Source organism: Paludibaculum fermentans (assembly GCF_015277775.1).
Classification (GTDB): Bacteria; Acidobacteriota; Terriglobia; order Bryobacterales; family Bryobacteraceae; genus Paludibaculum; species Paludibaculum fermentans.
Map to the genome: position 1 here is coordinate 5,439,172 of NZ_CP063849.1, position 25,552 is coordinate 5,464,723.

Genomic DNA, 25,552 nt, shown 5'->3' on the forward strand with positions numbered 1-25,552 from the left:
CACTTCTCATATAAAGCACTAACAGATCCGTACATCTTAAAATCATTTTCAAAAGACCAATCCGAAGGACGGTCATTGACTGTTCACCTCTTTTAGGGAATGCCCTCTTCGCGAGACGTGCCAAGCCCAACGCGGCGTCTTCGGACATAAACCGCGCCGAAGTTCGCTGATACAACGCCCCTGCCTCCCCTCGGGATTGCGGGTTTGGAGCAAGCTCAGCCTCCCCTTTGACGGCGTAGTGAAGTGTAGGTACTCGGCCACTCGTAGCCGACTCAGGCAGGAGGCCCCAGACACCGGTGCACCCATGCAATCTGAGGGCAGCACGGCCCAGCAGGCACTGCTCAAATTGATAGAATGGTCGCGAGCCGGAAGACCGGCAAGTGGAGGTTGTTAAAGGTGATCGCCATGGTGCTACGTTTCTATAGCTGCTTGTTCGCCCTCTTGGCGGGTGTGTTCATGACTGGAGTCTCTTGCCTGCTGCTGCTCAGCGATACCAAGAACTTCAAGCTGGACATGCTGCCCTTCTGGAAGGGCGAGTCCGCGCTGTATGGAATGCTCGTTTTAGGATTGCTCGGTATCGCCGCAGCGCTCCTCGGCCTCGTGAGAAAAGTGAAGCCGCTCCTGCTGGTCTACACCGTCATCGTCTTTGCCCTGATGATTTACGGCTTCTTCCTCAGCCCCGTCTACCGCTTCTCAGGTGCGCCCGAAGCCAAAAGCGTGGCTTGGATCGCATGCGCCGCCCTCCTCGCCGTCGTGGGCGCTTTTATGCAGTACCGCGAACCGCGCCGGGCGTAAGTCCGCTGACAGGGTTCATCCACCGGGCCTGCCCCCACAAGGGGTGGGCCCATTTCATTTACGACCAGAGTTCGTGCACCGGCGCATACTGCTCCGACTGATTCGTCGGCACCAGCGAGAAGCCCCGGTTCAGCGGATCGTCGTGATACACCTTCGTCCAGTCGATCCCCAGCGCGGAGTACAGCGTCGCTTCCAGATCCTCCGGCCGGATCTCCCGCTGCAGCGACCAGCCTGGCTCCACCAACCCGTTGCCCTGCGCGTCCGTCTTGCCGATCACCCGCCCGCCCTTGATCTTCGCCCCCGCCATCATCACGGCCTGCGTCATGAAGTGGTCGCGGCCCGCCCCCGAATTGGGCGCGCCTACCGTACGGCCAAATTCCCCCATGCACAGGATCAGCGTCTCATCCAGCAGCCCGTCACTCTTCAGGTCCGCGATCAGAGTGCCCAGCGCCAGGTCGAACGTACGGCCCGTGGAGGCCGCATTCGTCGGATTCAGCCCCGTGCCCGTATAGATGCCCGTATGCATGTCCCAGCCGCCGGTCGTGATCTGGATGAACCTTGCGCCCAGCTTGCCGCGCAGCAGGTTCCGCGCCGTAATGCACGCATTCCCGAGGCCCGTCGTGCCGTATCGCGCCCGCTCCGTCGCATCGAACTTGAACACGTTGTCGACGGCGGTGTTGTACATCAACGATCGCGCCGTCAGATTGAACTGCTCCATCTCCTTGACGGCCGACCCGATCGCCGCCTCGGCCCGCGTCTCGGCATCCAGCTCCAGCAGCAGCCCATACCGGCGGTCGAAGCCCGTGGCGCCAATCGGGGATGTCGTGTTGCCTAATCCGTTTCCACCGGGACTCACATAGAACGGTGCCGTCGTCGGCTCCAGGTAGCCCTGCCCCGGACCGCTGCCCGTATTCAACGACACAAACGCCGGCATGATCGCCGTCGGATCGCCTAACTCGCGCGCGACCACAGACCCGATATGCGGCGCGATCTTCGACAGCCCCGACAGCGGATTCCGTCCAATCTGCACCCAGGTCTGCATGATGCCGTGCACCAGAGCCCAAGCCTTGGCGGAGCGCACCAGCGCAATCGAATCCATCTGCCCGGCCAGCGTCGGGAACAACCCGCGCGGCCAGCGGATGTCGCCATACGACGTCGGCTCCATCGCCGGCAGCGTCCAGTCCCCTTCCTTCAGGTCGAAGGTATCCGTGTGGCTGGGACCGCCCGACATCATCACGAAAATGACATTCTTGGCCGTGCCGATGGGCGTGCTCTGCCCCTTCGCGATCGTCTCCAATGCCCGGCCCGGCAGGAAGAAACTACCCGCCACCGCCGCGCCTGCATGCTGGAAGAACACCCTGCGGTCGATCGCCGGACGACGCCAGAAGTTCGTGCCCTGCACCTTCGACCAGTCAATGCCAAACCGGTTCTTCATGGTATGCGTCCCCTCTAATAGCTAAACAGAAAATCGGTCTTGTTGATCAGGGCCCATGCCAGGTCCTCCAAGGCGGCCGAGCGCGGATACGCCTTCGTGCCCGAACCGTTCAGGGTCTTCAGAGCAACCATCTTTTCATATTCGCTGGGATGGCGCGAGAGAAACGTGAGGAACAGATCCTCCACCACGTCCTCGTTCCCAGGATTCTTCACGAGTTCGGCCAGGTACGGGGAAGCCGTAACCTTCACCCGGTTCATGATCACCGGCGAGTTCATCAGCTGCAGCGACATCATTACCGTACCCGACGTGCCGCGCGGGATCAGGTCCCGGTTCCCGCGGTCGAACGCATCGAGAAACTCGCGCGCCCGCCCGTCTTTCTGTGGTTCCGTCGGCTCCGGCAACTGCATCGCCCAACTCACTTTGTCGGGCCACCCGCCCACCAGGTAAGCCGGCAGGATATCGGTCGCTTTCACCACCGCATCCAGCACCTCCTCCGCCTCCAGCCGCCGCGGCAGGTGGCGCGCATACGTGCGGGCCTTCGCCGAATCCCAGGGAGCGTTATACTCTGAGCTCAACTGATAGGTCGTGCTCTCGGCAATCAGCCGCAGAATCTCCCGCAGGTTGAAATCGTTCTTCCGCGCCAGTTGCGCCAACTCCTCCAGCAGCACGGGATGAGACGCCTGATAGGCCCATCCGGCCGGAGGCTTCACCGCCGGATCCAGCCGGTCCGGGTCCAGGTTGTCCACCGGCTCCGCCAGCCCCACCGTGAACATCGCCTTCCACAGCCGGTTCACGAAATTGCGCGCGAACATCGGATCCTCGGCGATCTTGTTCGCAAACGACGCCCGCCATTCTCCTTTCGCCGGTGTTCCATCCCGGTAGACCGGCGCCAGCTCTTTCTGCTCTTTCCCGTCCACCCGGATCGGATACCGGTCCGGACGGTTCCCCCACTTCGTGTCCAGCAGGTACGCGCCCGTCGGTCGGTCCAGCACGATATGCGAGCGTGTGTAGAAATTCGCCGTGTCGTTACCCGGGTAGGGCAGGAAGCTGATCCGTGCGAAATGCGCGGACATCCGCTCCGCCTCCAGGCGCGTCGTCCGTGTGCCCCACGCCGACACCGCCTCCAGGTGGCCGCGCCCATCGTGGCACATCAGGCAGTCGTAGGACCCCATCCCCAGGAAGATCGTCGCGGCGCGCACCGCCACCGAATCATAGATATCCTGGTTCGGCCCCATCGGGGCAAACCCGCGCACGATGAAGTTCACACCAGCCGATGCGTCGTCATAGCTGTTCCCCGTCGCGGTCAGCATATGGTACGCGATCTCCCGCCACGACCGGCCCTCCGCAATCGAAGTCTTGATGTACTTATGGACGGCGTTCCGCCCCGACATCCCTTCGTTCCGGTTCGTCGCCATCATCGCGTTCTGGAACAGGTCGCCCATCCAGACCGTCCACTTATCCACGAACTCCGGGCTGTGCAGCAGTTGGTTGATCACCGCATCGCGCTTGCGCGGAGTCCGGTCCGCCACAAACGCCCGCACCTCTTTGGCGCTGGGAATTCGTCCAGTCAGATCCAGATTGATCCGCCGGAAGAACTCCTCGTCCGTCGAGAGCGGAGCCGCCGGAATCTTGCCCGTCTGCAGGCGCTGGAAGATCTCACGGTCAATCACATTGCGGCGCGCCATTTGGGACGCGGCGACCACTTTCCGGTTCGTCTGCCGCCTCGGCACCGCTTTGGCAAATGCCAGCGCCTGTTCGTAGATCTCGCTCCGGATGTGCGTGGCTGCGGCCCCCGAGGATTTGGGAGCCGTGGTGTACGAGCAATCCCCCAGCCGCTCCGCTCCGCGCGGTGGTACTTCCCCCGCAACCGCCAACCGGGCAGCGCCGCTAATCGCCAGCACGACCCGCAAGAGAATTGGGTACAGCCGTCGAACCGTCATTCTGTACTCCGGCATAGTGAATTATAACCGCCGCCGGGAGTCTCACCCAGACCGTCTTGTGATTCCAGACGTCTGCCAGGTGGTAAAAGTGTACTTAATTATCTCCGGGAATAACAAAGAGAGGACTTTCGATTTCCCTTCCGCGAATTCCAGGATTCCCTGGAAATTCTTCGCGCCCGCAGGACGAATGTCCACCAACCGTCCTACGCGGCCATTCCGAAAGGTGGGAGGGCGAACGCCCTCGTCCGCAGCCGGCCCCGGCTAGTAACTGAACAGAAAATCAGTCTTATTGATCAGAGCCCAGGCCAGGTCTTCAACCGCCGCGGCCCGCGTATACGTCGCCGTACCCGACTTGCCCAGCGTCTTCAAGGCCACAGCCTTCTCATACTCGCTGGGACTCCGCGACAGGAACGTCAGGAAGAGATCCTGCACCACCGCCTCGTCCACCTTATTCTTGGCCAGTTCCGCAAGATAGGGAGACGCCGTCGTGCCCGTCGCCTTCACACGGTTGGTCACGACCGTGGAATTCATCATGTTCAACCACATCAGCACCGACCCCGACGTACTGCGCGGCTGCGTATCCCGATTCCCGCGGCTGAACGAGTTCATGAAGCCGTTCGCCGTCCCGTCGCTGCGCGGCTCAGTGGGTTCAGGCAACTGCATCGCCCAGTTCACCTTCTCGACCCATCCGCCCACGGAGTACGCCGGCAGCAACCCCGTCGCCTTCGTGATCGCGTCGTGCGCCTCTTCCGCTTCCAGCCGCCGCGGCAGATGCCGGGCAAACGTCGAGACCTTCGTCAGATCCCAATCCCCGTCATACCGCGAACTCAATTGATACGCCGTACTCTGCACCATCAGCCGCAGCGTCTCGCGCAGATTGAAGTCGTTGTCGCGCGCCGCCTGCGCCAGCTTCTCCAGCAGTACAGGATGGGAGGCCTGATACTCCCACCCGGACGGCGGCGGCACATTCGGATTCAGCCGGTCCGGATCCAGATTGTCCACAGGCTCTGCCAGGGCCAGGTTGAACATCGCCTTCCACAGCCGGTTCGCGTAGTTCCGCGCAAACATCGGATCCGTCGTCAGCTTCTGGGCAAACGAGTCCCGCCAGTCGCCGCCGGGCGCCGTGCCATCCCGGTACAACGGAGTCAGATTCGTCACCGCCACGCCATTGATGTTGGCGGCCACCCGGTTCGGCCGGTTCCCATAGGTCGTGTTGAGCGTGTAACTGCCCGTCGTCCGGTCCAGCACGATCGTGGAATTCAGGTAATAATCCGCCGTATCTCGACCCGGATAAGTCGACAGGCTGATCCGCGCGAAATGCGACGACATGCGCTGTGCGTCCACCCGCAATGTCTTCGCACCCCAGGCCGAAACCGCATCGAGGTGCCCCCGCCCGTTATGGCACAGCAGGCAGTCGTAGTGACCCAGCCCCAGGAACATCGTCGCCGCCCGCACGGTGACCAGGTCATACGTATCCTGCGCCGGACCCATCGGAGCAAACCCGCGCAGCATGAAGTTGACGCCGGCCGTATCGCGATCGTAGTTGTTGCCCGTCGCCGTGACCAACTGATACGCAATCTCGCGCCACGACTTGCCGGAGTCGATCGCATCCTTAATGTATTCGTGGAACCGGTTCCGCCCCTCCTGGTTCTGGTTCCGGTTGGCGGCGGTCATCGAGTTCTGCAGCAGGTCGCCCAGCCAGACAGTCCACTTATCCACAAACTCGGGGCTATACAGCAGCTTGTCAATGACGTCGTCGCGCTTCGCAGGGTTCGCATCCGCCACAAAGGCGCGGATCTCGGCCGCCGTTGGAATCCGCCCGGTCAGGTCCAGCTTGATGCGGCGGTAGAACTCCTCGTCTGACGCGAGCGTCGCCGGTGCCATGCCGTCCGCTTCCAACTTCCGGAAGATCTCTTCGTCGATGAAGCTGCGCCTGGGCAGATCGGCCGCCGAAACCGCCGCGCGGACCGCCACGGACTTGGGCATCGCCTTGGCGAACGCCAGCGTGCGGTCATACGCTTCGCGCCGGATACGGTCCGCCCGCGACAGCACCTTCTCCGGTGCGGCGATGAACGAACAGTTCTCTCCGGAGGCGCTAAGTGGTTGCTGCTCAGCCGCTTCCACAGGATCTTGAGCGAATGCCCGCGGCACTGGGCCGACGCATGCCACCAGCGCGAGCACGGAAGTGAGAGAGGTATGGATCCGCCGAGCAGTCATGGTCACCCTGGATGCGTGGATTATAGCAGGTCGTCTGACATCTGCCAGGCACGGACTACTCTGCCCCGCCCGCTGGCCAGGCCCAGTACGCTGGCCCATTCACCCGAAAGTACAAACCCGAGATTCCACGAAATTGCGCGATCTAATCCGAATGCCCGAGAGTATAATCGAGCCGGGTGCGGTCCTTAATTCTTGTCCTGTTACCCAACCTGCTCCTGGCGGCGGAGCCGGATCCCCTGCTCCCTCTCATCCGCCAGCGCATTTCCGATTGGCGCCGGGAACTCCCCGACTTCCTCTGCACCCAGGAGTCAACATTCGACCAGGGAAACCGCGGACGCGGCATCCGCATGTCCGACTCGGCGTTTTATGAAATCCGCGTCGTCCGCGGCCGTGAGTCGTACGTCCTCAGAAGCGTCGCGGGTATCGATATCAAGGCCAATCAGTTGGAGCCTGTCGACCTCGCCGGGATGAACCATCGCGGAGAATTCTCATCGGCCCTGCTGCTACTCTTTGATGCGCCTACGAAAACCCTCTTCCATCGCGCCGACCGGGAAAGAGTGGATGGCCGCCGCCTGCGACGCTACGATTTCAAGGTCCGCCAGGAGAACTCCCAGTGGTACGTCGGCCCCGGAGCCGCCTACCAGCCCGCTTACGAAGGCTCCTTCTGGGCGGATGAAGCCGACGGCAAGGTCTACCGTCTCCATATGGAAGCCCACCAGTTTCCCCGCAAATACGTCGTTCAGGACGCCTGGCTCACCGTCACCTACTCAACGGTGAGCATTGAGGGTGAGCCGTTCCTGATGCCCGCCCAGGCCGAGGTTCGGGCTTGCCATACCTTGATGGACTGCAGCCATGTCTACATGAAGTTCACGGATTACCGCCACTTCACCGCCACATCCAAGGTCGATTTCAAGGATTAGCCATGCGCGTTCTTTCCCGCCGCCGGACCATCGCCACCCTCGGCGCCTCCCTGATTCCGTCCGCCCTCGCCGCCCCACCCTGGCAAACCAGGCCGGTCGAGCAATGGTCAGAGAAGGAACTGCAGCGCGTAGTCACCGACTCCCCGTGGGCCGTCCGCGTCTCCGTCCCACTCACCGGACCCGACGGGCCCACCCCAGGCCGCTCAGGGTCCGCCCCTGGTCTTCCCTATGGCCGCAGCGCAGGCGCGGGTATGCCCATGCCTGTGGAACACGAGATTCCGTTCCTCGTCCGCTGGGATTCCGCCAAGCCGGTTCGGGAGGCCCTCAAACGGCTGAATTTGGCTTACCCGGAGGTCGACGAAAAGCAGGAGGGCCGGATCTACGTCATCACGATCCTGCCTGGGGAGACACTCTTATCCACCGGCCATATCATTCAGCCTGAAGGCGAAACCCGGAAGAGGATCCTCACCAGCACAGTGCTCCGCCGTCGTGGCCAGCCGGAAATACACCCGTTCAGTGTGAAGGGCCACTACGACGGCCCGGCCCTCTTCACCTACTTCTTCCAGCCGGCGATCCGGTTCGCCCCCGACGATGGTGCTGTCGAGTTCTCCACCATCGCCCCCAGGCCTCTCTCCTGCAAGTTCAAGCTCACTGAGATGGTCTACGAAGGCCAGCTCGCGCTTTAGTACGCCTTGGCGATCACCACTCGGCGATCCACAGTCTCACCCGTCAGGATGCACTTGCCCGGCCCGTCGTACAGATCCACCGACGGAATGTTTCGGACGCTTGCCTTGAATTCCTTGATCCGCGCGTCGTTGGCCGGATCGTCCTTCAAATGCGCCATCACGAACTTGCCGCCGCCCTTCTCGGCCGTGACCGAGCCCAGGATCTCCTCCACCTCGCCGATGGAGTTCGCCAGCACCGTGTTGTCCTGCATCCGCTGCCGCGCCTTCGCCAGCAGGTCGCGCTGCATCGCGTCCAGGATCTCCGCCTGCTTCGCCACTGCCTCGGACTGCGGAATCACTTCCTTCGTGCCCGTGTCGCGGCGCTTGATCACCATGTTGCCGCTGGCCACGTCGCGCGGACCCAGCTCGAACACCACCGGGATCCCTAACCGCTCCCAATGGAAGAACTTGGCGCCCGGGGTCATACCGTCTCGCAGGTCGACGTGCGCGCCCAGGTCCTTCGCCAGCTTGGCCGCCGCTTCCAGCACCACGGCCTTCTCTTCGTCCTTGCGGAAGATGGGCACCAGCACGCTCTTGCGCGGAGCCACCTTCGGCGGCAGCACCAGGCCCTTATCGTCCGAATGGGTCATGATCAGCCCGCCGATCAGCCGCGTGCTCACGCCCCAGCTCGTCTGCCACACGTAGTCCAGCTTCCCTTCCTTGCTCTGGAACTGGACATCGAACGCCCGGCCGAAGTTCTGGCCCAAGTCGTGGCTGGTGCCGGCCTGCAAAGCCAGGCCGTTCTGCATCATAGCCTCGATCGAGTACGACCGCAGCGCGCCCGCGAACTTCTCCGCCCGCGTTTTCACACCCTTGATCACAGGCACGGCCATGATCTCTTCCGAAACCTCGGCGTACAGATCCAGGATCCGCAGGACCTCTTCCACCGCCTCCTCATGGCTGGAGTGAGCCGTATGCCCTTCCTGCCACAGGAACTCGGTCGTCCGCAGGAACATGCGCGTGCGCAGCTCCCAGCGGATGACGTTCGCCCACTGATTCACCAGCACCGGCAAGTCGCGGTAGCTGTGGATCCACTTCGAGAAGAAATGGCCGACGATGGTCTCCGAGGTGGGCCGGATGACGTAAGGCTCTTCCAGTTCCTTGCCGCCGGCGATGGTCACCACCGCCAGTTCCGGCGCGAACCCCTCGACGTGCTCCGCCTCCTTCTGCAGGAAACTCTGTGGAATCAACAGCGGCAGGTAGATGTTCTGGTGGTTGGTGGCCTTGAACCGGTCGTCCAGCTCACGCTGCAGACGCTCCCACACGGCATAGCCGTTGGGTTTGATCACCATGCAACCCTTGACGATCTCGGCCGGCTCGGCCATATCGCCATGCAGCACCACATCCTGATACCAGGTGGCAAAATCTTTTCCGCGAGGAGTAATAGGAGACTCGGACATCGTAATAGACCATTCTAGCGTGCCGCTCCCAGGCCAAACGTGAGGAATTGCTGCATCTTGCCTGCGAACAGCCCGCTGAGCGTCCATACTGTGTAGACAAGGCCCATGGTCGCGCCAGGGAAAATCCGCTTCGGTCCTTACCTCTTCGATCTGAGGGAGCAACGGCTTTCCGGGCCGGCCGGCGAGATCCCGCTCAACCTGAAATCGGCCGCCGTCCTCGCCTACCTCGTCCAGCGCCCGGGCCAGATCGTCCCCAAGGACGAACTGCTCCATGCCGTCTGGGCCGACACCGCGGTCACCGACGATGCCCTGGTCCAGCGCGTGCTCGACGTGCGCAAGGCGTTGGGCGATAACTCGAAGACTCCACAGTACATCCGCACCCATCCCAAGCGCGGCTACGAGTTCGTAGCCGGTCCGGAAACTCCGCCGGCCAAACCGGGCGCCACCCGCTGGTGGAGGCCTGTCCTTGCCTTTGCTCTGACTGTTGCGGCCGGCGCGCTGTTCTGGTTCGGCCGCAAACCGCCTGCCGCCCCCGTCGAACTCAAAATCGCCCAGATGACCTTCCTGCCCGGCATGGAGGACTACCCCGCCTTTGACGCCACCGGCCGCCGCATCCTGTACGGCTCCGACGAAAATGGCACGGCCAACCTCTGGATCCTGGAAGAATCCAGCGGCGACCGCCGCCAGGTAACTCAATCCAAAGCCAATCTCTCCGAACCAGACTGGTCGCCCGACTCCGACTGGATCGCCTACCGCTCAGAAGAGGGCAAAGGCGGCCTCTTCGCCAAGTCCCTGGTCACCGGCGAAACCGCCCCCATCGCCGAGTTCGGCCACCACCCGCGCTGGTCGCCCGATGGCCGCTTCGTGGCATTCCATACCGCCGGAGCCCAGAGCGACATTTACATCTGGAAGAAAGAGGACCGCTCCCTGCGCCGCGTCGTCGTCACCACGCCGACCCTCCACAGCCTGTCGTGGCCCGCCTGGAGCCAGGACGGCCAGATGCTCTATTTCATCGCAACCGCTCAATTTCGCAGCGAAACGGCGCAGACACGCTCGCCCGACTGGGTCTACCTGGGCCATCAGATCTGGCGCGTCAATGCCGCCGGTGGCGAAGCCAAAGTGGTGACGCCCGGCACCGGGGTCCTGAAGGACGGCGGCTTTGACTACGACCGCACCCGCTCCCAACTGGTGTTTGTCGGCCTGGATCGCGGCCTCTGGCGCTCAGAGATTGACGGCCGCACCGGCGCCGAAACCGCCCGGCCGGTCCGCCTGACCCTCACCACCCAGGGTCACCAGCACCCGCGTTTCAGTCCCGGAGGCGAGATCGCGTTCTCCGCCATCGCCGCGCCGGAAGCCCTTTGGCTGGTTCCCTTTAAGCCAGATGGAAGGCTCGACGAAGCAGCCATGGCCCGCCTCACCACAGGCGCCGCCTCCGTCCGCGCTCCCGTACTCTCGCCCGACGGCCGCCGCATCGTCTACTTCCTCTGGCAGGGTGAGCGCTTCGAACTCTGGCTGCTCGACCTCGAGACCCGCGCCGTGCGGCCCATCGGCCCCAACGACCAGCTTTCCCGTACCTCTCCATCCTGGATCGACGAAGGCCGTGGCCTCGCCTACGACCTGATGGACGGCCGCAACCGCGAACGCCGCCGGGCCCTGTTCAACCAGGACTACTCCAAACTGGTGGATGAGAAGGTTCTCGACGGCGCGCCTTCTGGCCGGGCACCCAGCAACTGGGATCCCACCGGCCGGTTCCGGCCGTATGTCGAGTCCAAGGACGGCCAGCAGAACCTCTGGCTGGAACGAAAGGACAGCACACCGCTCCGCCTGGCCGGTCCGGGCCACTATCAGGGCGCCACCTGGTCAGTCGGCGGGCGGCGCATCTACTACCAGTCCGACGAAGACGGCTGGTTCAATATCTGGCTGCTCGACTTCGATCCTGCCCGAGGCACCCCCATCGGCCCACCCCGCCAAAGCAGTTACTTCCGCGGCAGCCCCTACCTGCTGTCGGACAGTAACCTGGGCTTCGCCATGCAGCCAAAGGGTTTAGTGGTTCCGCTGCTCGAAAATCGTGGCGACCTGTGGCTCATCCGCAGCCACTGATCCGGCCTCCGCTTAACGCCCCCATCGTCGATTTGTCGTGACAATTTCGCCCGGCTGTCAGTACTTGCGCCCCCTTCCGGGCGCAGCATGGGTCACCGTAGCGCAGTAAACAAAGGAGTTCCCGTCTATGTTGACCTGGGGTCTTAGAATCGCCACGTTCCTGATTCTCACCGGCCTGATGCATGCCCAGTCCATCACCGGCAGCATTGTCGGCACCGTCAGCGACACCTCCGGCTCGCCCGTTCCGGCGGCCAATGTCCAAGTCCAGAACCAGGATACGGGCGCCGCCCGCACCGTCGCCACGAACGAGCAGGGCAACTATGCCGCCACCCTGCTGCCGCCCGGCCGCTATACCGTCTCCATCGCCCAGCCGGGCTTCAAACCCGGCCGGATCGTGGACTTGGAAGTGCGCGTCGACCGCAGCCTCCGCGCCGACCTCGCCCTGCAGCTGGGCGAAGTCAGCGAGACCATCACCGTCTCCGACGCCGCCGCCACCAAAGTGGAAACCGACACCTCCACCCTGAACCAAACCCTCGGCCAGAAGACGATCGTCGACATGCCCATTTCGCGTAGCTTCGTCTCGCTGGCCGGGTTGACCGCGGGCGTCGTGCCCGTCACCGGTGAGAACGGCCAGAGCCTGCAGACCAGCTTTACCAACCGCGGCAACCTGAGCGCCTTCGTCAGCGGCCAGCGCGAATCGTCTGTTTCCTTCCTGATCGACGGCGTCGAGTCGCGCGGCGAACGGCTGGGCAACGCCAGCATGCCGGTCTCGGTGGATGCCATCCAGCAGTTCGGGATGCTGCGCAACACCATGTCGGCCGAGTACGGCAACGCCGCGGCGGTCATGAACGTGACCATCAAATCGGGCACGAACCAGATCCACGGCACGGCGTTCGAGTTCCTGCAGAACTCCGTCATGAACGCCCGCAACTACTTCGACACCAGCGCCAAGGCGCAGACGAAGATGAACGACTTCGGCTTCAGCCTCGGTGGGCCGGTGGTGAAGGACAAGACCTTCTTCTTCACCAACTTCGAGGGGATCCGCAGCCGCCGGACGACTCCTCTGCTGGGCCGTGAACCCACCCAGGCCCAACTGGGCGGCGACCTGTCGTCCATCGCCAGCGTGATCTACGACCCGCTTACCACGGACGCCGCCGGGGTGCGTACCGCCTTCCCGGGTAACATCATTCCTGTCAATCGCTTGGATCCGGCGACGAAGAACTTCAGCAACTACATCCCCGTAGCCAACCTGGCCCAGCCCATCAACAACAGCAACCTCTCGGTCTCGCCCAGCGCGATCGCCGACAGCAACCAGGTGCACTTCCGGGTCGATCATGCCCTCAGCAGTACGGATCAACTCTTCGGCCGGTGGTCGTACTACGACGCTCCGAACACGGCTCCGTCCCTTCACCCCCTGTGGAGCAAGGAATACCCCTGGACTACCTACAACGGCGCTCTCCAGGAGACACACGTCTTCGGACCCCGCACCGTGAACGAGTTCCGCTTCGGCTTCAGCCGCGACAACATCTTCCAGAAGGCGATTGGCGTGCCCGGCACGAACCTCGCCCAGTTGATCGGATTGAAGAACACGGTCCCCAACGAGCCCGATGGCGGCGCCCTGCCCGGCGTGACCATCACCGGCTACAACGTCTCCGGCGGCAGCCGTCCAACCGGCTATATTTCCAACCGTTTCCAGTACTCCGACGTGCTCAGCCTGACGCGAGGCAACCACGTCCTGAAGCTGGGCGCCGACATCCGGCGGCTGCAGTACAACGTCTACAGCTCCAACTCGCCGAACGGTGACATCTCGTTCGCCAAGATCTTCACGACCTCGACGGCGGGCGGCAGTACGGGCGGCGATCCCCTGGCCGACTACCTGCTGGGAGCCTTCAACACCGCCAGCGGCGCGCGTACGGTGAACAGCCCGGCCTTCCGCAATACGACCTACAACTTCTTCGCGCAGGATGAATGGAAGGTCACGTCGCGCCTGCACCTTTCCCTGGGCTTGCGCTATGAATATGCGCAGCGCGCCTACGATGTCCACAATAAGATCGCGATTGTCGACTTCTCGACCGGCAACCTGATCTTTGCCCGCAAGAACCCCTTCGATCCCAAGGACTTGAGCCTGAACCAGGACACCTCGCGCGCGCTGCTGGACGAGGACTACAACAACTTCGCGCCGCGCTTCGGCTTCAGCTACGACGCGGGCAAGGATACGGTGATCCGTGGCGGCTACGGCATCTTCTACGACGTCACCCAGGCCAACGAACTGAACTTCCTGGGCTTCGTGCCGCCCTTCCAGACGCTCATTTCGGTCACGAATAACCCCAAGGCCGGCACGCCGGGCACCCTCTTCCAGAACCTCTTCCCGAACCCGGGTCCGCCGGACCGCATCGATCCCGGCACCTCGACGTTTTCGCACCTCAAGACCGACCGGACACCCTATGTCCAGCAGTTCAACTTCAACATTCAAAAGCGGATCTTCGGCGATTACCTCATTGAGGCCTCATATGTCGGCACGCTGGGCCGCAAACAGTCGAAGCGCCGCAACTACAACCAGAAGCGGATCACGGCCGCAGTGCCCTACTTCCCGCTGCCCAACCTCGGCCCCATCCTGACGTCTGAGAAGAATTCGAACTCGAGCTACAACGCGCTGCAACTGCGGCTCGAACGCCAGTTCAAGACGGGCTGGTCACTGCTGGCGAATTATACCTACTCGAAGTCGATTGACATGGACTCCGCCAACGCGTCGTCGGCCGCCAACCAGGACGCCACCAACCTGGGCGCCGACCGTGGTTTGAGCGACTTCGACGTGCGCCACCGCTTCACGGCCGTGGCGAGCTATGAGCTGCCATTTGCCCGCAATACCAAGGGCATAACCCGCGTGCTGGCGGCCGGCTGGCAGACCAGCGCGATCGCCACCCTACAGGGCGGCTTCCCGCTGACCATCTCAGCTGCCGACACCTCTGGAGCCGGCTCGTTCACCGCGCTGCGTGCCAACCGCATCGGTGCCGGGAATCTGGACTCCGGCGACCGGACCATCCTGCGGTGGTTCGACACGGCGGCGTTTGTGGCTCCGCCGTCCGGGACCTTCGGCACGGCGGGCCGCAACATCGTGATTGGACCAGGCACGAACAGCTGGAATCTGGCGGCGATGAAGAACACGTCCTTCCTGGAGCGCTACAACCTCCAGTTCCGGGCCGAGTTCTTCAATGCTTTCAATCACACACAGTGGTTTGCGCCGGCCACGAACGTGAGCGCTCCGCTGCAGTTCGGGCGCATCACCTCGGCCCGCGCTCCGCGCAACATCCAACTGGCGCTGAAGCTCTATTTCTAGATAAACAACACCTGTCGTTTTGGCTCCAAGCATGAAAACCCTGAAAACAACACTTGTCGTTTTGGCGTCCTGCTGCGCCCTGCTGCCCGCCCAACGGCTCGATTCCTACGATGTAGTGGTGATTGGAGCGACCCCCGCCGGCGTCGCCGCCGCCATCCAGGCCGGCCGGGCCAAGCTCACGGTCGCCCTGGTGGAAGAGATGCCGGTCCCCGGCGGACTGCTGACCAGCGGGGTGTCGCGAGCGGATGACGCCATGGTCCAGTCCGTCAGCGGCGTGTTTGAGGACTTCCGCCAGCGCATCGCGAAGTATCACCGGACGGAACTGGCCAACGACCCGGTGGTGAAGGCCCAGCTCGCGGCGCCCAGGATCCGGCATAGCGTACCCATGGGGCAGGCGTGGGAACCCAAGGTCGGCGTGATGGTCTACCACCAGATGCTGGCCGAGCAGCCGAGTATCCAGGCCTACTACCGGGAGGTTCCGGTAGCCGCCAAGGTGGAAGGTAACCGCGTGGTGGCCGTCGTGACGAAGGACGCCCAGGGCGCGGAGCACACTTACCGCGGCCGGGCCGTGATCGACGCGACGTATGAGGGCGATGTCGCGGCGTTCGCGGGCGTGCCGTACGACCTGGGCCGGGAGGCGCGCTCGGCCGAAGAGCCCCATGCGGGTGAAATCTATACGGATGCGTTCTGCGAGGGCGTGTATCAGTTGCCGGGCACCATCCTGCCGGGCGGCAGCGGCCAGGACGACAAGAAGATCATGGCCTACAACTACCGTTTCCTGGTGAAGGACTACGGCAAGGCGGAAGGGCCGCACAGGATCAAAACTCCGCCGCCAGGGTATGATCCGAGCCGCTATAAGTGGTCGCCCCTCAAGGCTTACCTGCCCAACGGCAAGGTGGACGTGCTGGCCATAAACTGGGGCAACGACTGGTCGGGCCCGCAGTGGGCCTACCCGGAGGCGGGCTGGCCGGAACGGGCCGAAATCGCGAAGAAGTATCGCGACTATGCCCTGGGGTTCCTCTACTACATCCAGACCGAGGGCAAGCAGCCCAACTTCGGGCTGGCCGACGATGAGTTCACCGACAACGGCAACTTCCCCTACAAGCTGTATGTGCGCGAGGCGCGGCGCATTCACGGGCTCTACAAGCTGACCGAGAGCGATATCCATAAGGACTTGCGGGGCAATGGGTTGCGCGGACCCCTGCACGACGATAGCGTCGCCATCGGGCTGTATGAGATGGACTCGCATAACGTGCAGAACCCAACCAATCGCGAGTCGCGGTGCTCCGGCGAGGGGGCCATCAACCTGGTGGATGTCACGGGTCCGTACCAGATCCCGTACGGGGTGCTGGTGCCGGTGAACCGCGAGGGCCTGCTGGTGCCGGTCGCCATCTCGTCGTCGCACGTGGCGATGACGTCGGTGCGGATGGAGCCGGTGTGGTCGGCCCTGGGCGAAGCGGCGGGGGCGGCGGCCGTGCTCGCCCTGAAGAAAGGCATCTCGTTTCGCGAGGTGCCGGTGCCCGAACTGCAGCAGCGGCTGCTGGCCTCCGGCGCCAAGTTATTCTTTTACCAGGACGTAGACGCGTCCATGGCACGTTTTGCGGCGATCCAGAAACTGAGCCTGCTGGGTGCGGTGGACGGCGACGAGAACTACCGGTTCCATCCGGAAAGGCCCATCACGGTGGGCGAGCTGTCGAGGCTGCTGGTGAAGGGCCTGGGGCTGCCGCTGAGCATCACGGGGGCGCACTTCCGCGACGCTCCGCGAGGGCACGAGGCGTTCAAGTATATAGAAACGCTATACGATGCCAGCACTTCATCGGGCCAGCCGTTCCTGCCCTTCGAGGTCCGGCAATACCTGACCTATGCGTCGTATAAGGACTCGCTGGCATTCGTCTACCCCGATGCGCCCGTGACGCCGGAGGTCTTTCGGAAGATGACCGAGGGCGCCCTGCGGCGGGCCGGTAAGAGTTTGAAGGGACAGAAGTTCGAGTTCGAGTCCAAGACTACGGTGCGGCGTGAAGAGGCGTGCGGAATGATCGACCTGCTGCGTTGAGGTCAGACGGCGGAGACGTCAATGGACTGGACGATGATGCCCAACTCGCGGGCGTCCATCTCGCTGGGCGGAATCGCCTTGTCGAGGGAGAACTGGAGCAGGACCGGGGCTCCGCTGGGCAGCGCGGGGAGTATGGCGCGGTAGACCATATCGCCCGGCTCGGGGTAGAGCATGGGTTCCAGCGGCCGGCCGTCGGCCCGGCAGCGCAGGGTGATGGGCCCCATGACCCGGATCACATCGCCCGAAAGGAAGAATTGTACTTGCAGCTGGAAGGTGGAACCGGGCTCGGCCGTAACGGTGGCGAGGGCCGAGAACTCGCGCTGGGTCCAGCGCCAGCCGCGCTCTTCCGCAGGGTGCCAGCCGGAGAGTAACTCCACGTTGGCCAGGGCCTTGCGGCTCTTCAGCAGGACGTAGGCGCGCTCGTCGTGCTCCGCCAGGCTGAGCGGGTTGGAGGTGCGGGTGTCGCCGTAGTACGACACATGCAGAGTCGACCAACCGGCGCGGCGGGCCAGGCGGCGCAGTCCGGCGGGGGTGAAGATCCAGTAGTTGCTGTTGTCCTGGTTGAGCTCGGAATCGTCCAGCAAGTAGGCCAGCGGCTGGGGATCGAGCCGCAGCCCCTCCGGGCTCTGGCGGGCTACCCGCGTACTGAGAACGCAATACTGGGCGGAGCGGGCAATCGCCTCCAGCACCTGCAGCGGGCTCTTGAGGTGATAGAGCACGCCCAGGCAAAGGACGAGTTGGTACGGCTCGAGTTCGAAGTCGCGGTCGAGGTTCGCTCCCAGGATTGTGACGTTCGAACCCAATTCCCGGGCGAGCAGCCGGATCCCCTGCATGCCGTTGAAATTGGTCGCCGGGTTGTCCAGGGCGTGGACGGTATAGCCGGCCTGGGCCAGCAGGAAGGAAAGATCCCCATCGCCTGCTCCGATGTCGAGGATGGGTCCGGCACCGGCGAGTTCCTCAAACGAGGCCGCCGAGGCGGCGAAGACCGGTGTGAGTTTGGTGAGATTCGAGAGAGTCTCGTACGGATACCAGGAGCAGTCGCCGGCCAGCCGGGTCTTGGCCGCCTGCAAAGAAGAGGCGAAGGAGGCAGCCAGGTCGAGGATTCCGCTCCAGGTCGGGATAGGCATGGGGTACTACGGGGTGGGAGGATTGCGGCGGCGCCAGTCAAAGAGCACCACTCCGGCGGCGACAGAGACGTTCAGGGAGGCGATCTGGCCGGCCATGGGGATGCGGATGAGGAAGTCGCAGTGGTGGCGGGTCTGCTCGTGGAGGCCGCGCCCTTCCCCTCCCAGGACGATGGCGGCGGGGTTGGTGAATTCTGTGTCGGAGTAGTTCTGTTTACCGCGCTCGTCGACGCCGTAGATCCAGAAGCCGTGCTGCTTGAGGGTCTCCAGGGCGCGGTTGATATTGTTTACTTTGACGACCGGCAGCAGGGCGAGAGCTCCGGCGGCGGCCTTGGCGACGGTTTCCGTGAGGCCGACGGCGCGGCGTTCCGGAATGACTACAGCCGTAGCGCCGGCGGCATGGGCGGTGCGGACGATGGCGCCCAGATTGTGGGGATCCTCCACGCCGTCGAGGACGACCAGCAGGCCCGGCCTGTTGAGCACGGACTCCAGCGTATGGGCGACCTGGGTGGACGGAACGGCCACAACTCCCTGATGGGGCAGGCCTTTCACGAGACGGTCGAGGGCTTCGCGGGTATCGAAACGGACCGGCAGCTTGGCGGCGCGGCAGAGTTCGATGATCTCCTGGAGGCGGGGACCGGCGGCTCCTTTGACGATGTGGACGCGGTCTAATGATTGACCGGCGCGTAAAGCTTCGCGAACAGGGTGGATGCCGGCAATGAAGGCCATGACGTTTTCATGGTAACGGAGGCGGGTGCTTCGCGCATCAAACAAAAAGAGCCGGAAATGGTTGACGCCGGGTTAGTCTTTCTCTAGGATGACGGTAGACTCCCACAACCCGATGGCCACCGCAGCGACCCGGCCGCAGCCGGTAGAGATTCCGAACAAACTGTATTTCCGGATCGGCGATGTCAGCCGGATCACGGGAATCAAGTCGTACGTTCTGCGGTATTGGGAAACCGAGTTCAACCAGCTCTCGCCGAAGAAGTCGGGCACGAACCAGCGGCTCTATCGCCGCAAGGACGTGGAGATGGTGCTGGAGATCAAGCACCTGCTCTATGAAAAGCGCTTCACGATCGAAGGCGCGCGGACTTTCCTGCATCAGCGCAAGTCTTCGCCCCGTTCGACCGCGAGCACACCCTCGACGCCTCCGCCGCCGGCCACGCAGAGCAGTCTGTTTGGGCCGGATCCGGTGCAAATGGCCGCCCGGGCCACGGAAAAGATGGCCGGCGTGAAAGCTGAGCTGAAAGCCATTCTCGAACTACTGCGGTAGTTGCCCTTCCCCGTCCATTCTTCCCCCTCCGATCTCGAATCTCGTTCGCTCACCGCCTGGACTTTGCCTGAAAAGGCTGAAGGAAGAGGGCGGCGGGACGATATGGGCAATTGAGGTCAACAGCATGGTCCGTCTGACGCGCATCAATCAGGCGCCGTTCTATCTGAACTCGGACCTGATCGAATTCATTGACACGACCCCCGACACGCTGATCACGACGGTGAGCGGCACGAAGATTCTGGTGGTGGAGGGTCCCGAGGAGGTAGTGCGGCGCGTGGTGGAATTCAGGCGGTTGATTCATCCCGTGGCGCGAGGGCCGGTTGGGGTGCCGGACCCGGCGCAGGAGATGGGCCGGGTATGAGCAAGCTCGCGGAGGCTAAGGAACAGCCGGCCACAGCGAAACAGGCAGGGCCGACGAGCGAAGGAAAGCGCCGGAGCAAGCTGGACCTGAGCACCCTGGGCGGCCTGGGCCTGGCGCTGCTGGGCATCCTGGGGGGCTACGCACTGGAGCATGGGCGGGCAGGCGACCTGTGGGGCGCCTCGGCTGCGTTGATCGTGTTGGGCGGCAGCATCGGTGCGACGCTGGTGGCCAATCCCGTGGGGCTGGTGAAGAGGGCGGCGCGGCGTGCCTCGAGTTTGATCTTCGAGTACTCCGACGACAGCCAGGAGACGCTGGACCGAATGGTGAACTACGCCATGCGGGCCCGCAAGAACGGTGTGGTGTCGCTGGAGCAGGAGGCGGCGGAGATCCAGGATCCATTCCTGCGGAAGAGCATGATGCTGGCCGTGGACGGCATGGACCTGCACGAGATCCGGGCCTCGATGGAACTGGAGATGGATGCCGCGGAACGGCGGCTGGAGGAGGAGGCGAAGGTGTTCGAGATTGCGGGCGGGTTTGCGCCCACCATCGGCATCATCGGCGCGGTGCTGGGCCTGATTATCGTCATGGGCGAACTTTCGGACATGAACAAGGTGGGCAAGGGGATTGCGGCGGCTTTCGTTGCAACGATTTACGGCGTCGGCTCGGCCAATCTGGTGTTTCTGCCGGCGGCCCTGAAGATCAAGCTGCGGGGGGCGGCGGAACGGGAAAAGCGGGAGATGATGCTGGAAGGGGTGTGCGGGATTGTCGAGGGGATGAATCCGAAGATGCTGCGCGGGAAACTGGAAGCCTTCACTGCGGGGGCGCCGGAGAAGCCGGAAGAACCGGCAGTGGATCCACAGCGGACCGCGGCATAAGGGCCGGCCATGGCTAGGAAGCGGAAGGCGGGCGATCACCCGAATCACGAACGGTGGCTGGTGTCGTATGCGGACTTCATGACGCTGCTGTTCGCATTCTTCGTGATGATGTACGCCAACTCGCAGACGAACAAGGAAAAGGCCACGCTGATCTCGCATGCCTTCCGGGAAGCGATGCAGGAAGGAACTCTCGGCCATGCCTTGTCCCGCCTGCTGAAGACCAACCCCGGTCAGCAGTTGCCGGTTTCGGCGCCGTTGGTGACGGTGCTGCCGCAGCCCGGCTCGAAAGCGCGGCCGGTGGAATTGCTGCCGTCGCTGCATCAGTTGAACGAGACGCTGAAGAAGGAGATTGAGTCTGGGCGGCTGGAGGTGCGGATGGAGCGGCGGGGCCTGGTGATCAGCCTGAAGGAGGCGACCTTCTTCCCATCGGGTGGGGACATCCTGGAACCGACGACGCTGCCGATGCTCGAGGTGATTGCGACCGAGATCAAGCGGTCTCCGAATCCGATCCGGCTGGAGGGTCACACGGATTCGATCCCGATCAAGACTTCGCGGTTCCGGAGCAACTGGGACCTGTCGGCGGCACGGGGCATTGCCATGCTGGAGTTGTTTGCTGAGCGGTTTGGCGTGGAGCGGAGCCGCATGGCGATCTCGGGCTTCGCGGACACGGCACCGGTGGCCAGCAACGAGACCGACGAAGGACGGCGCAAAAACAGGCGGGTGGATATTGTCGTACTGAATGAAGTGGCGGCGGCCCAGGAGCCGGTGCAGGCGGCATCCGCCAAGCAGGGCGCGGGCAAGTAAGGGGGGAGGGCCGGCGGGGCTATTTGGATTGAAGCGATTGAAGGTGCTGGAGCAGGAGTTCGGCGGCCTTCTGTCCGGCGGCCTTTTTGGAGGTGCCTTCCGACTGGGCGGTGAATTCGCGTCCGACGCGAGCCTCCACCATGAACGTCTTGGCGTGCTCGGGGCCGGTTTCCTGCACGATGACGTAGCGCGGCACGGGCAGTTTGAGCGACTGGGCCAATTCCTGCAGTGCGCTCTTGGCGTCGACCGGCACTTCGGCCTCGCCGAGCTGTTCGACGCGAATGCCGCTCCAGACGTACTTCTCGAGGAAGCGGCGGCAGACTTCGAGTCCAGCCACGGGGCCGGCGTCGAGGTAGAGGGCGGCAATCAGCGCTTCTACGGCGTTGGCGAGCAGCGCTTTCTTTCCACGGCCACCGCTCATTTCTTCGCCCCGGCCCAGCAGCAGGTAGTCGCCGAGTTCGATGGCCTGAGCGGTGCTGAGCAGGTGCGCGGCACTGACGAGATGAGCTTTGAGCTTGGAGAGTTTGCCTTCGGGATAGGACGGACAGAGGGTCAGCACGAACTCGCTGGCCAGGAAGCCAAGAACGGCGTCCCCTAGGAATTCAAGCTGTTCATTGTCGCGGATGGCGGATTCGGTGAGGTACGAATCCGGGGAAGCATCGGCGAGGAGGGACTTGTGAGTCAGCGCGCGGAGGAGCAGTTCACGGTCGGCAAAGGTATGACCGAGCCGACGTTCCAGCTCCTCCAACGGTGCGCGCATCACTTCTAATCTACTTCGCCGCGGCCTTGGCTTTGTTGATGTCCATCTTGAGCTGGGTGGCGGCGCTCTTCACCTGGGGATGAGCGTTGGGATCGGCCAGCGCTTTGTCGACATTGGCGAGGGCTTCGTCGAGCTTATTGACCTTGATCTGGCAGCTGGCGAGGCGCAGCATGACGGCCGGATCGGGGGTGGAGGCGTTGTCGACCGAGAACTTGAATTCGTCGGAGCAGACGTCGTACTTCTTGCGCACCAGGGCGGAGAGGCCGAGAGCTTCATGCGCCTGGGCGGCGAAGTCCTTCTTGGCGGAGGCCCACTGGTCGTCCGGGATCTGCGGATTCGGCTTGGTGGCGGTGGGGATGAGCTCCAGGGCAGCCTTGGCCAGCTTTTCCGCGCGGCCAAGCTTCTCTTCCTTATCGAGGTCGAATTCCTTGGTGCGCGACGCCAGGCCGGTGGCGATCATGATCTGGGCGCCGAAGAACTTCGGGTCGGCTTCGAGGCACTTTTCGGCGAACACGACCATGTTCTCCATGTCGTTCTTCTGCTGATAGGAGAAAGCGGCGATGTAGAGGGCCGTCGCCTTGTACTCAGTCTCAGAGAACTTGGTGATGAGGTTGTTGGCCGCCGCGATGCGGGCATCGGGGTCCTGTGCCTGGAACATCGCCATGATGGCGTCGGCTTCCTTCTGGCCCTTGGGCGCCGGCGCTTTCGGGTTTGCGGTCTGCGCCAACAGAAGACTCAGGGAGATGGTTAGAGCCAGGATTGCTTTAGTGATGATGGAACGAGTCATGGAGTATTACCTCAGGGTTTAGCTTGCTTGATAGCTGCGGCCACGGTAGACATTTCCTGCCGAGCCGCTTTAGTGGCACCCTCGCTGGCCCCTTGAACTGCGAGAGCGGCCTGATAGTACTTGAGCGCGGCCTCGACCTCCGGCTCTTCAGCGGCAAGGACCAGGCGGGCCAAATAAACATAAGCCCATGCGCGCTCAAACGGTTCGGGATCCAGCTCGAGTGTGCGCTCGAGCATTTGTACTGCGAGTTCCGGGTGCTTCTCGAGCGCGGCGATCCGCCCCAGCCCAAAGAAGGCCTTCGCCTGCAACGGTTTGTCAGCGGACTGCTCGATCACCTTCCGGTAGGCGTTGCGGGCGGCGGAAAAGTTATGGGCGGCGTACAGTTGGCCGGCTGTGGCCAAGTCGGCGGCGGCACCGGTGAGCGGCGGCTCGGCGGCCTTGGGCGCGCTTTTGGCTACACGCGTGACGCGTTGCGAGACAAACTCGATCTGGGCGATGCGCTTGTCTTCCTTGGCGACATCCAAATGGTCGATCATCTCGGGCAGGTACATGCGGAAAGCGAGGTCCTGCTTCTCGTAGGCGGGCAACGCCTCGTAGAAGTACGCCGTGAGGATGAACCCCTCTTTCATGGACTGCTCAACGTAAGCGCTGCCACTGGGCCCGTCCAACCGAGCCTCGATCGCGCGCACCATGCACATGCTAGCCAGTCTAACGAAATCATTCTTGTAATCCTCGGCAAGAATGGGAGAGGCCTGGGCGAGGTCGCCGAGTCCCTTCTTCTTGTCGAAGAACTTGGAATTGCGAATGGCGAGCGGGTCGACCAGGTAGTCGAGGTAGGCGTGCCGGATATCGCGGATCCTGAGGTCGACGGACGGCGTGACGACCACGAAGTAGTAGTCGCCGTAAACCCTTGTATGGACTTGGTTTGGAGCGGCCAGCAGGTCGACGAAGACCTGGAAGCGATGGCCCCTGGTCCCGCTGGTGGGATTGCGCAGGAAGGCGTTGGATTCGAGCACGGCCTGGGTGACCGGCTCGTGGTAGCGCTCGATCGCCTGCTCAAAGAGCGGCTGGGCCTGTTTCCAGGCCGACTCCAGGTCCGCCTGCCGGTAGAAATCGGTCATGATTTCTGTAAACCCTTCCAGGGCAGCCACATCCGGGGGCTGCTGGTTGTCGGGCAGGATGGGTTTGAAATCGGGCGGCCCGTAGGTGGCCAGGGCAAAGCTGATGTACTGGCTGAGATCGGCGTTTGGATCGGCCTGATGATGGTCAGTGAAGAACTGCTTCAACCTGCGGAGAGCGGGCGGATTCCGGGCCTCGACCCACTTACGGACCGCGGCCCGAAGGGGGCTGTTGGTGGGGGAATCGAGGTTGGCGTCGTAACCGGCGGCATTGATGGCGGTGAGGACAGCGAATAGCGACGGGCTGGCATCCAACTGCCCCTGGCCTTCCACGGGCCGGGGTGGCGGCGGGCCGGCAGGAGGAGCGGCGGGCGAAGCGGCTTTCTGAGCAAAGCACAGGCACGGCGACAAGGAAGCCACCAACAATAGCGCCGTGAAAGAGGTAGCGCGGCTCATCCAACCGAAGCCTTTAGTGTAACGGATTCCCGGTGCGGGAACAGGCGAAACGTGCGCGGATTGAAGGGAGCGCGAGGCTCGGATTCGTAAAGAAACGTTTAGGAGAGTCCGGACAAGACCGGCGGGGGGCCGGGCCGCATCCTACTCGGGGAACAGACGGAGTTGCCTCTTCTTAAAGAAGAGGCGGGCCACGGCTTTCCCGCGCGACGGCACATGGGAGAGAAGCTTGCCCCGATAGCGGCGGGCCATTTCGCGGGCGAGCTCGAATTCGGGGTCATTTGCACTCAACGGGGGGCCGCCTGTTTCGCGGATCCACGAGTCCGTCACGCGAGTGAGTTCCGACTCCAGCAGGACATCGGCGCAACGCCAGAAGCCTCTGCGGAGAAACACTTTCTGGCCGCGAATTCTCAGTAGAGCGCCCATGATTCGAAGTACTCGGGCAAGTTCGATTATGCCACCACACCGGCCCCAGGCAAACCATCTTGCAGCAATCATTGATTTTGCGCGCCGGGGCAGGCGCCATTCTCCGTAGTACCTCAAATAGGTGAACCCGGAAAAAACCTTACAGAGACCTCAAGTGGGTCGGGTGTTCCGCCGATGATTTTAGCTAGGAGCAATCACCATGGCGGATGTAAGCGAGAACAACCTGGGCCGTCTGACCGCGCAGGATTACCACAGGATGGGCGTCCGGGCTCTGGAAGCGCAGCGGTTGGAAGATGCGGTGATTGCGTTGCGGCATGCGGTGGAACTGAATCCGCACATGGGCCGCACGTGGAACGATCTTGGCGTCGTGATGGAAGCCCTGGGCAATCCGCGTGAGGCGATTCGCTGCTACCGCCAGGCGCTGGCCGTGCAACCGGAGAACCAGGACGCGCAGGGCAATCTCAGCATGCTGATGCTGCAGATGAACATGGCCCACACACTGCGCCGTCACGCGATGTCGGCCGGGGCGTCTTACTAACCAGCCCTCGCGCCAGAGTACCAGCCCACAGCAGACCCCGCTTGCGTCTTTCCCGCCTCGGAGACGCAGGGCCCGACAATCCAGCCAGCCGGTTTCTCAGCCAGCGGCAAG

The 25,552-nt window shown here is 63.2% G+C and carries 21 protein-coding genes; 11 read left to right on the top strand and 10 right to left on the bottom strand.

Going from position 1 to position 25,552, the window contains the following annotated elements; all coding sequences use genetic code 11:
• The first annotated feature begins 354 nt into the window (after nt 1-354).
• Nucleotides 355-795, top strand: a complete 441-nt coding sequence (locus IRI77_RS21425; RefSeq protein WP_194447054.1) for a hypothetical protein — start codon at nt 355-357, stop codon at nt 793-795.
• A 58-nt stretch (nt 796-853) separates the two neighbouring features.
• Here IRI77_RS21425 and IRI77_RS21430 read toward each other — a convergent pair whose 3' ends face one another.
• The 3 genes from IRI77_RS21430 to IRI77_RS21440 all read right to left on the bottom strand — a co-directional run bounded on the left by IRI77_RS21430 (nt 854) and on the right by IRI77_RS21440 (nt 6,294).
• Entirely contained in the window at nt 854-2,230 is a 1,377-nt protein-coding gene (locus tag IRI77_RS21430) for a DUF1501 domain-containing protein (RefSeq protein ID WP_194447055.1), read from the bottom strand.
• A gap of 14 nt (nt 2,231-2,244) precedes the next feature.
• Complete coding sequence (locus tag IRI77_RS21435; protein WP_194447056.1) at nt 2,245-4,170, bottom strand: DUF1553 domain-containing protein; 1,926 nt, start codon at nt 4,168-4,170, stop codon at nt 2,245-2,247.
• A gap of 261 nt (nt 4,171-4,431) precedes the next feature.
• Nucleotides 4,432-6,294, bottom strand: a complete 1,863-nt coding sequence (locus IRI77_RS21440) for a DUF1549 domain-containing protein (RefSeq protein WP_194447057.1) — start codon at nt 6,292-6,294, stop codon at nt 4,432-4,434.
• Between the two features lie 269 nt (nt 6,295-6,563).
• Between IRI77_RS21440 and IRI77_RS21445 the strand changes: the two genes are divergently transcribed.
• Together IRI77_RS21445 and IRI77_RS21450 are read left to right on the top strand one after the other, a co-directional pair.
• Nucleotides 6,564-7,307, top strand: a complete 744-nt coding sequence (locus IRI77_RS21445; protein ID WP_194447058.1) for a hypothetical protein — start codon at nt 6,564-6,566, stop codon at nt 7,305-7,307.
• 2 nt (nt 7,308-7,309) lie between these two features.
• The gene (locus IRI77_RS21450) at nt 7,310-7,993 is read left to right on the top strand and encodes a hypothetical protein (protein WP_194447059.1); all 684 of its coding nucleotides are present in this window, start codon (nt 7,310-7,312) and stop codon (nt 7,991-7,993) included.
• Here the strand turns inward: IRI77_RS21450 and proS are convergent.
• Nucleotides 7,990-9,432 (bottom strand): proline--tRNA ligase, encoded by a 1,443-nt coding sequence (gene proS, locus IRI77_RS21455; protein WP_194447060.1) that lies wholly within the window; start codon nt 9,430-9,432, stop codon nt 7,990-7,992. The two genes, IRI77_RS21450 and proS, sit on opposite strands and share 4 nt — an antisense overlap.
• A 105-nt stretch (nt 9,433-9,537) precedes the next feature.
• Between proS and IRI77_RS21460 the strand changes: the two genes are divergently transcribed.
• The 3 genes from IRI77_RS21460 to IRI77_RS21470 all read left to right on the top strand — a co-directional run bounded on the left by IRI77_RS21460 (nt 9,538) and on the right by IRI77_RS21470 (nt 16,922).
• Nucleotides 9,538-11,532, top strand: coding sequence for a winged helix-turn-helix domain-containing protein (locus tag IRI77_RS21460; RefSeq protein ID WP_194447061.1), 1,995 nt, complete (start codon nt 9,538-9,540; stop codon nt 11,530-11,532).
• Nucleotides 11,533-11,659: 127 nt separating this feature from the next.
• Nucleotides 11,660-14,869: a TonB-dependent receptor gene (locus tag IRI77_RS21465; protein ID WP_194447062.1), complete on the top strand. Its 3,210-nt coding sequence runs from the start codon at nt 11,660-11,662 to the stop codon at nt 14,867-14,869.
• Nucleotides 14,870-14,900: 31 nt separating this feature from the next.
• The gene (locus IRI77_RS21470; RefSeq protein ID WP_194447063.1) at nt 14,901-16,922 is read left to right on the top strand and encodes an FAD-dependent oxidoreductase; all 2,022 of its coding nucleotides are present in this window, start codon (nt 14,901-14,903) and stop codon (nt 16,920-16,922) included.
• Between the two features lie 2 nt (nt 16,923-16,924).
• Here the strand turns inward: IRI77_RS21470 and IRI77_RS21475 are convergent, their stop codons facing one another.
• Complete coding sequence (locus tag IRI77_RS21475) at nt 16,925-18,049, bottom strand: class I SAM-dependent methyltransferase (protein ID WP_194447064.1); 1,125 nt, start codon at nt 18,047-18,049, stop codon at nt 16,925-16,927.
• Nucleotides 18,050-18,055: 6 nt separating this feature from the next.
• Complete coding sequence (gene rlmB, locus IRI77_RS21480) at nt 18,056-18,775, bottom strand: 23S rRNA (guanosine(2251)-2'-O)-methyltransferase RlmB (RefSeq protein ID WP_194447065.1); 720 nt, start codon at nt 18,773-18,775, stop codon at nt 18,056-18,058.
• 112 nt (nt 18,776-18,887) lie between these two features.
• Here rlmB and IRI77_RS21485 point away from each other — a divergent pair, with 112 nt between their 5' ends.
• From IRI77_RS21485 to IRI77_RS21500, 4 genes are all read left to right on the top strand, one after another.
• Nucleotides 18,888-19,319, top strand: a complete 432-nt coding sequence (locus tag IRI77_RS21485; protein WP_194447066.1) for a MerR family transcriptional regulator — start codon at nt 18,888-18,890, stop codon at nt 19,317-19,319.
• A 124-nt stretch (nt 19,320-19,443) separates the two neighbouring features.
• A complete protein-coding gene (locus IRI77_RS21490; protein ID WP_194447067.1) occupies nt 19,444-19,680 on the top strand; it encodes a flagellar FlbD family protein in 237 nt (78 codons plus the stop codon).
• Nucleotides 19,677-20,555 (top strand): flagellar motor protein, encoded by an 879-nt coding sequence (locus tag IRI77_RS21495; RefSeq protein ID WP_194447068.1) that lies wholly within the window; start codon nt 19,677-19,679, stop codon nt 20,553-20,555. Before IRI77_RS21490 ends, IRI77_RS21495 begins: the two co-directional genes overlap by 4 nt.
• A gap of 9 nt (nt 20,556-20,564) precedes the next feature.
• Entirely contained in the window at nt 20,565-21,359 is a 795-nt protein-coding gene (locus tag IRI77_RS21500; RefSeq protein WP_194447069.1) for a flagellar motor protein MotB, read from the top strand.
• Between the two features lie 19 nt (nt 21,360-21,378).
• Here the strand turns inward: IRI77_RS21500 and rnc are convergent, their stop codons facing one another.
• The 4 genes from rnc to IRI77_RS21520 form a co-directional block, all read right to left on the bottom strand.
• Nucleotides 21,379-22,107 carry a ribonuclease III gene (rnc, locus tag IRI77_RS21505; RefSeq protein ID WP_194447070.1) on the bottom strand — a complete coding sequence of 243 codons (729 nt, stop codon included), beginning with the start codon at nt 22,105-22,107 and terminating at the stop codon, nt 21,379-21,381.
• 22 nt (nt 22,108-22,129) lie between these two features.
• Entirely contained in the window at nt 22,130-22,906 is a 777-nt protein-coding gene (locus tag IRI77_RS21510; RefSeq protein WP_194447071.1) for a hypothetical protein, read from the bottom strand.
• 11 nt (nt 22,907-22,917) lie between these two features.
• The gene (locus IRI77_RS21515; RefSeq protein ID WP_194447072.1) at nt 22,918-24,480 is read right to left on the bottom strand and encodes a tetratricopeptide repeat protein; all 1,563 of its coding nucleotides are present in this window, start codon (nt 24,478-24,480) and stop codon (nt 22,918-22,920) included.
• A gap of 141 nt (nt 24,481-24,621) precedes the next feature.
• Nucleotides 24,622-24,870: a hypothetical protein gene (locus IRI77_RS21520; protein WP_194447073.1), complete on the bottom strand. Its 249-nt coding sequence runs from the start codon at nt 24,868-24,870 to the stop codon at nt 24,622-24,624.
• Nucleotides 24,871-25,102: 232 nt separating this feature from the next.
• On the opposite strand from IRI77_RS21520, the gene IRI77_RS21525 reads away from it, so the two are divergent.
• Nucleotides 25,103-25,441 carry a tetratricopeptide repeat protein gene (locus tag IRI77_RS21525; protein ID WP_194447074.1) on the top strand — a complete coding sequence of 113 codons (339 nt, stop codon included), beginning with the start codon at nt 25,103-25,105 and terminating at the stop codon, nt 25,439-25,441.
• Nucleotides 25,442-25,552 lie beyond the last annotated feature (111 nt).

Bases quoted from the DNA above. Each gene is read 5' to 3' on its own strand.
- IRI77_RS21460 (WP_194447061.1), top strand. From the start codon at position 9,538: ATGGTCGCGCCAGGGAAAATCCGCTTCGGTCCTTACCTCTTCGATCTG.
- IRI77_RS21490 (WP_194447067.1), top strand. From the start codon at position 19,444: ATGGTCCGTCTGACGCGCATCAATCAGGCGCCGTTCTATCTGAACTCG.
- IRI77_RS21510 (WP_194447071.1), bottom strand. From the start codon at position 22,906: ATGACTCGTTCCATCATCACTAAAGCAATCCTGGCTCTAACCATCTCC.
- IRI77_RS21485 (WP_194447066.1), top strand. From the start codon at position 18,888: ATGGCCACCGCAGCGACCCGGCCGCAGCCGGTAGAGATTCCGAACAAA.
- IRI77_RS21465 (WP_194447062.1), top strand. From the start codon at position 11,660: ATGTTGACCTGGGGTCTTAGAATCGCCACGTTCCTGATTCTCACCGGC.
- IRI77_RS21430 (WP_194447055.1), bottom strand. From the start codon at position 2,230: ATGAAGAACCGGTTTGGCATTGACTGGTCGAAGGTGCAGGGCACGAAC.
- IRI77_RS21475 (WP_194447064.1), bottom strand. From the start codon at position 18,049: ATGCCTATCCCGACCTGGAGCGGAATCCTCGACCTGGCTGCCTCCTTC.
- rlmB (WP_194447065.1), bottom strand. From the start codon at position 18,775: ATGGCCTTCATTGCCGGCATCCACCCTGTTCGCGAAGCTTTACGCGCC.
- IRI77_RS21425 (WP_194447054.1), top strand. From the start codon at position 355: ATGGTCGCGAGCCGGAAGACCGGCAAGTGGAGGTTGTTAAAGGTGATC.
- IRI77_RS21470 (WP_194447063.1), top strand. From the start codon at position 14,901: ATGAAAACCCTGAAAACAACACTTGTCGTTTTGGCGTCCTGCTGCGCC.
- IRI77_RS21525 (WP_194447074.1), top strand. From the start codon at position 25,103: ATGGCGGATGTAAGCGAGAACAACCTGGGCCGTCTGACCGCGCAGGAT.
- IRI77_RS21500 (WP_194447069.1), top strand. From the start codon at position 20,565: ATGGCTAGGAAGCGGAAGGCGGGCGATCACCCGAATCACGAACGGTGG.
- IRI77_RS21495 (WP_194447068.1), top strand. From the start codon at position 19,677: ATGAGCAAGCTCGCGGAGGCTAAGGAACAGCCGGCCACAGCGAAACAG.
- IRI77_RS21515 (WP_194447072.1), bottom strand. From the start codon at position 24,480: ATGAGCCGCGCTACCTCTTTCACGGCGCTATTGTTGGTGGCTTCCTTG.
- IRI77_RS21450 (WP_194447059.1), top strand. From the start codon at position 7,310: ATGCGCGTTCTTTCCCGCCGCCGGACCATCGCCACCCTCGGCGCCTCC.
- proS (WP_194447060.1), bottom strand. From the start codon at position 9,432: ATGTCCGAGTCTCCTATTACTCCTCGCGGAAAAGATTTTGCCACCTGG.
- IRI77_RS21435 (WP_194447056.1), bottom strand. From the start codon at position 4,170: ATGACGGTTCGACGGCTGTACCCAATTCTCTTGCGGGTCGTGCTGGCG.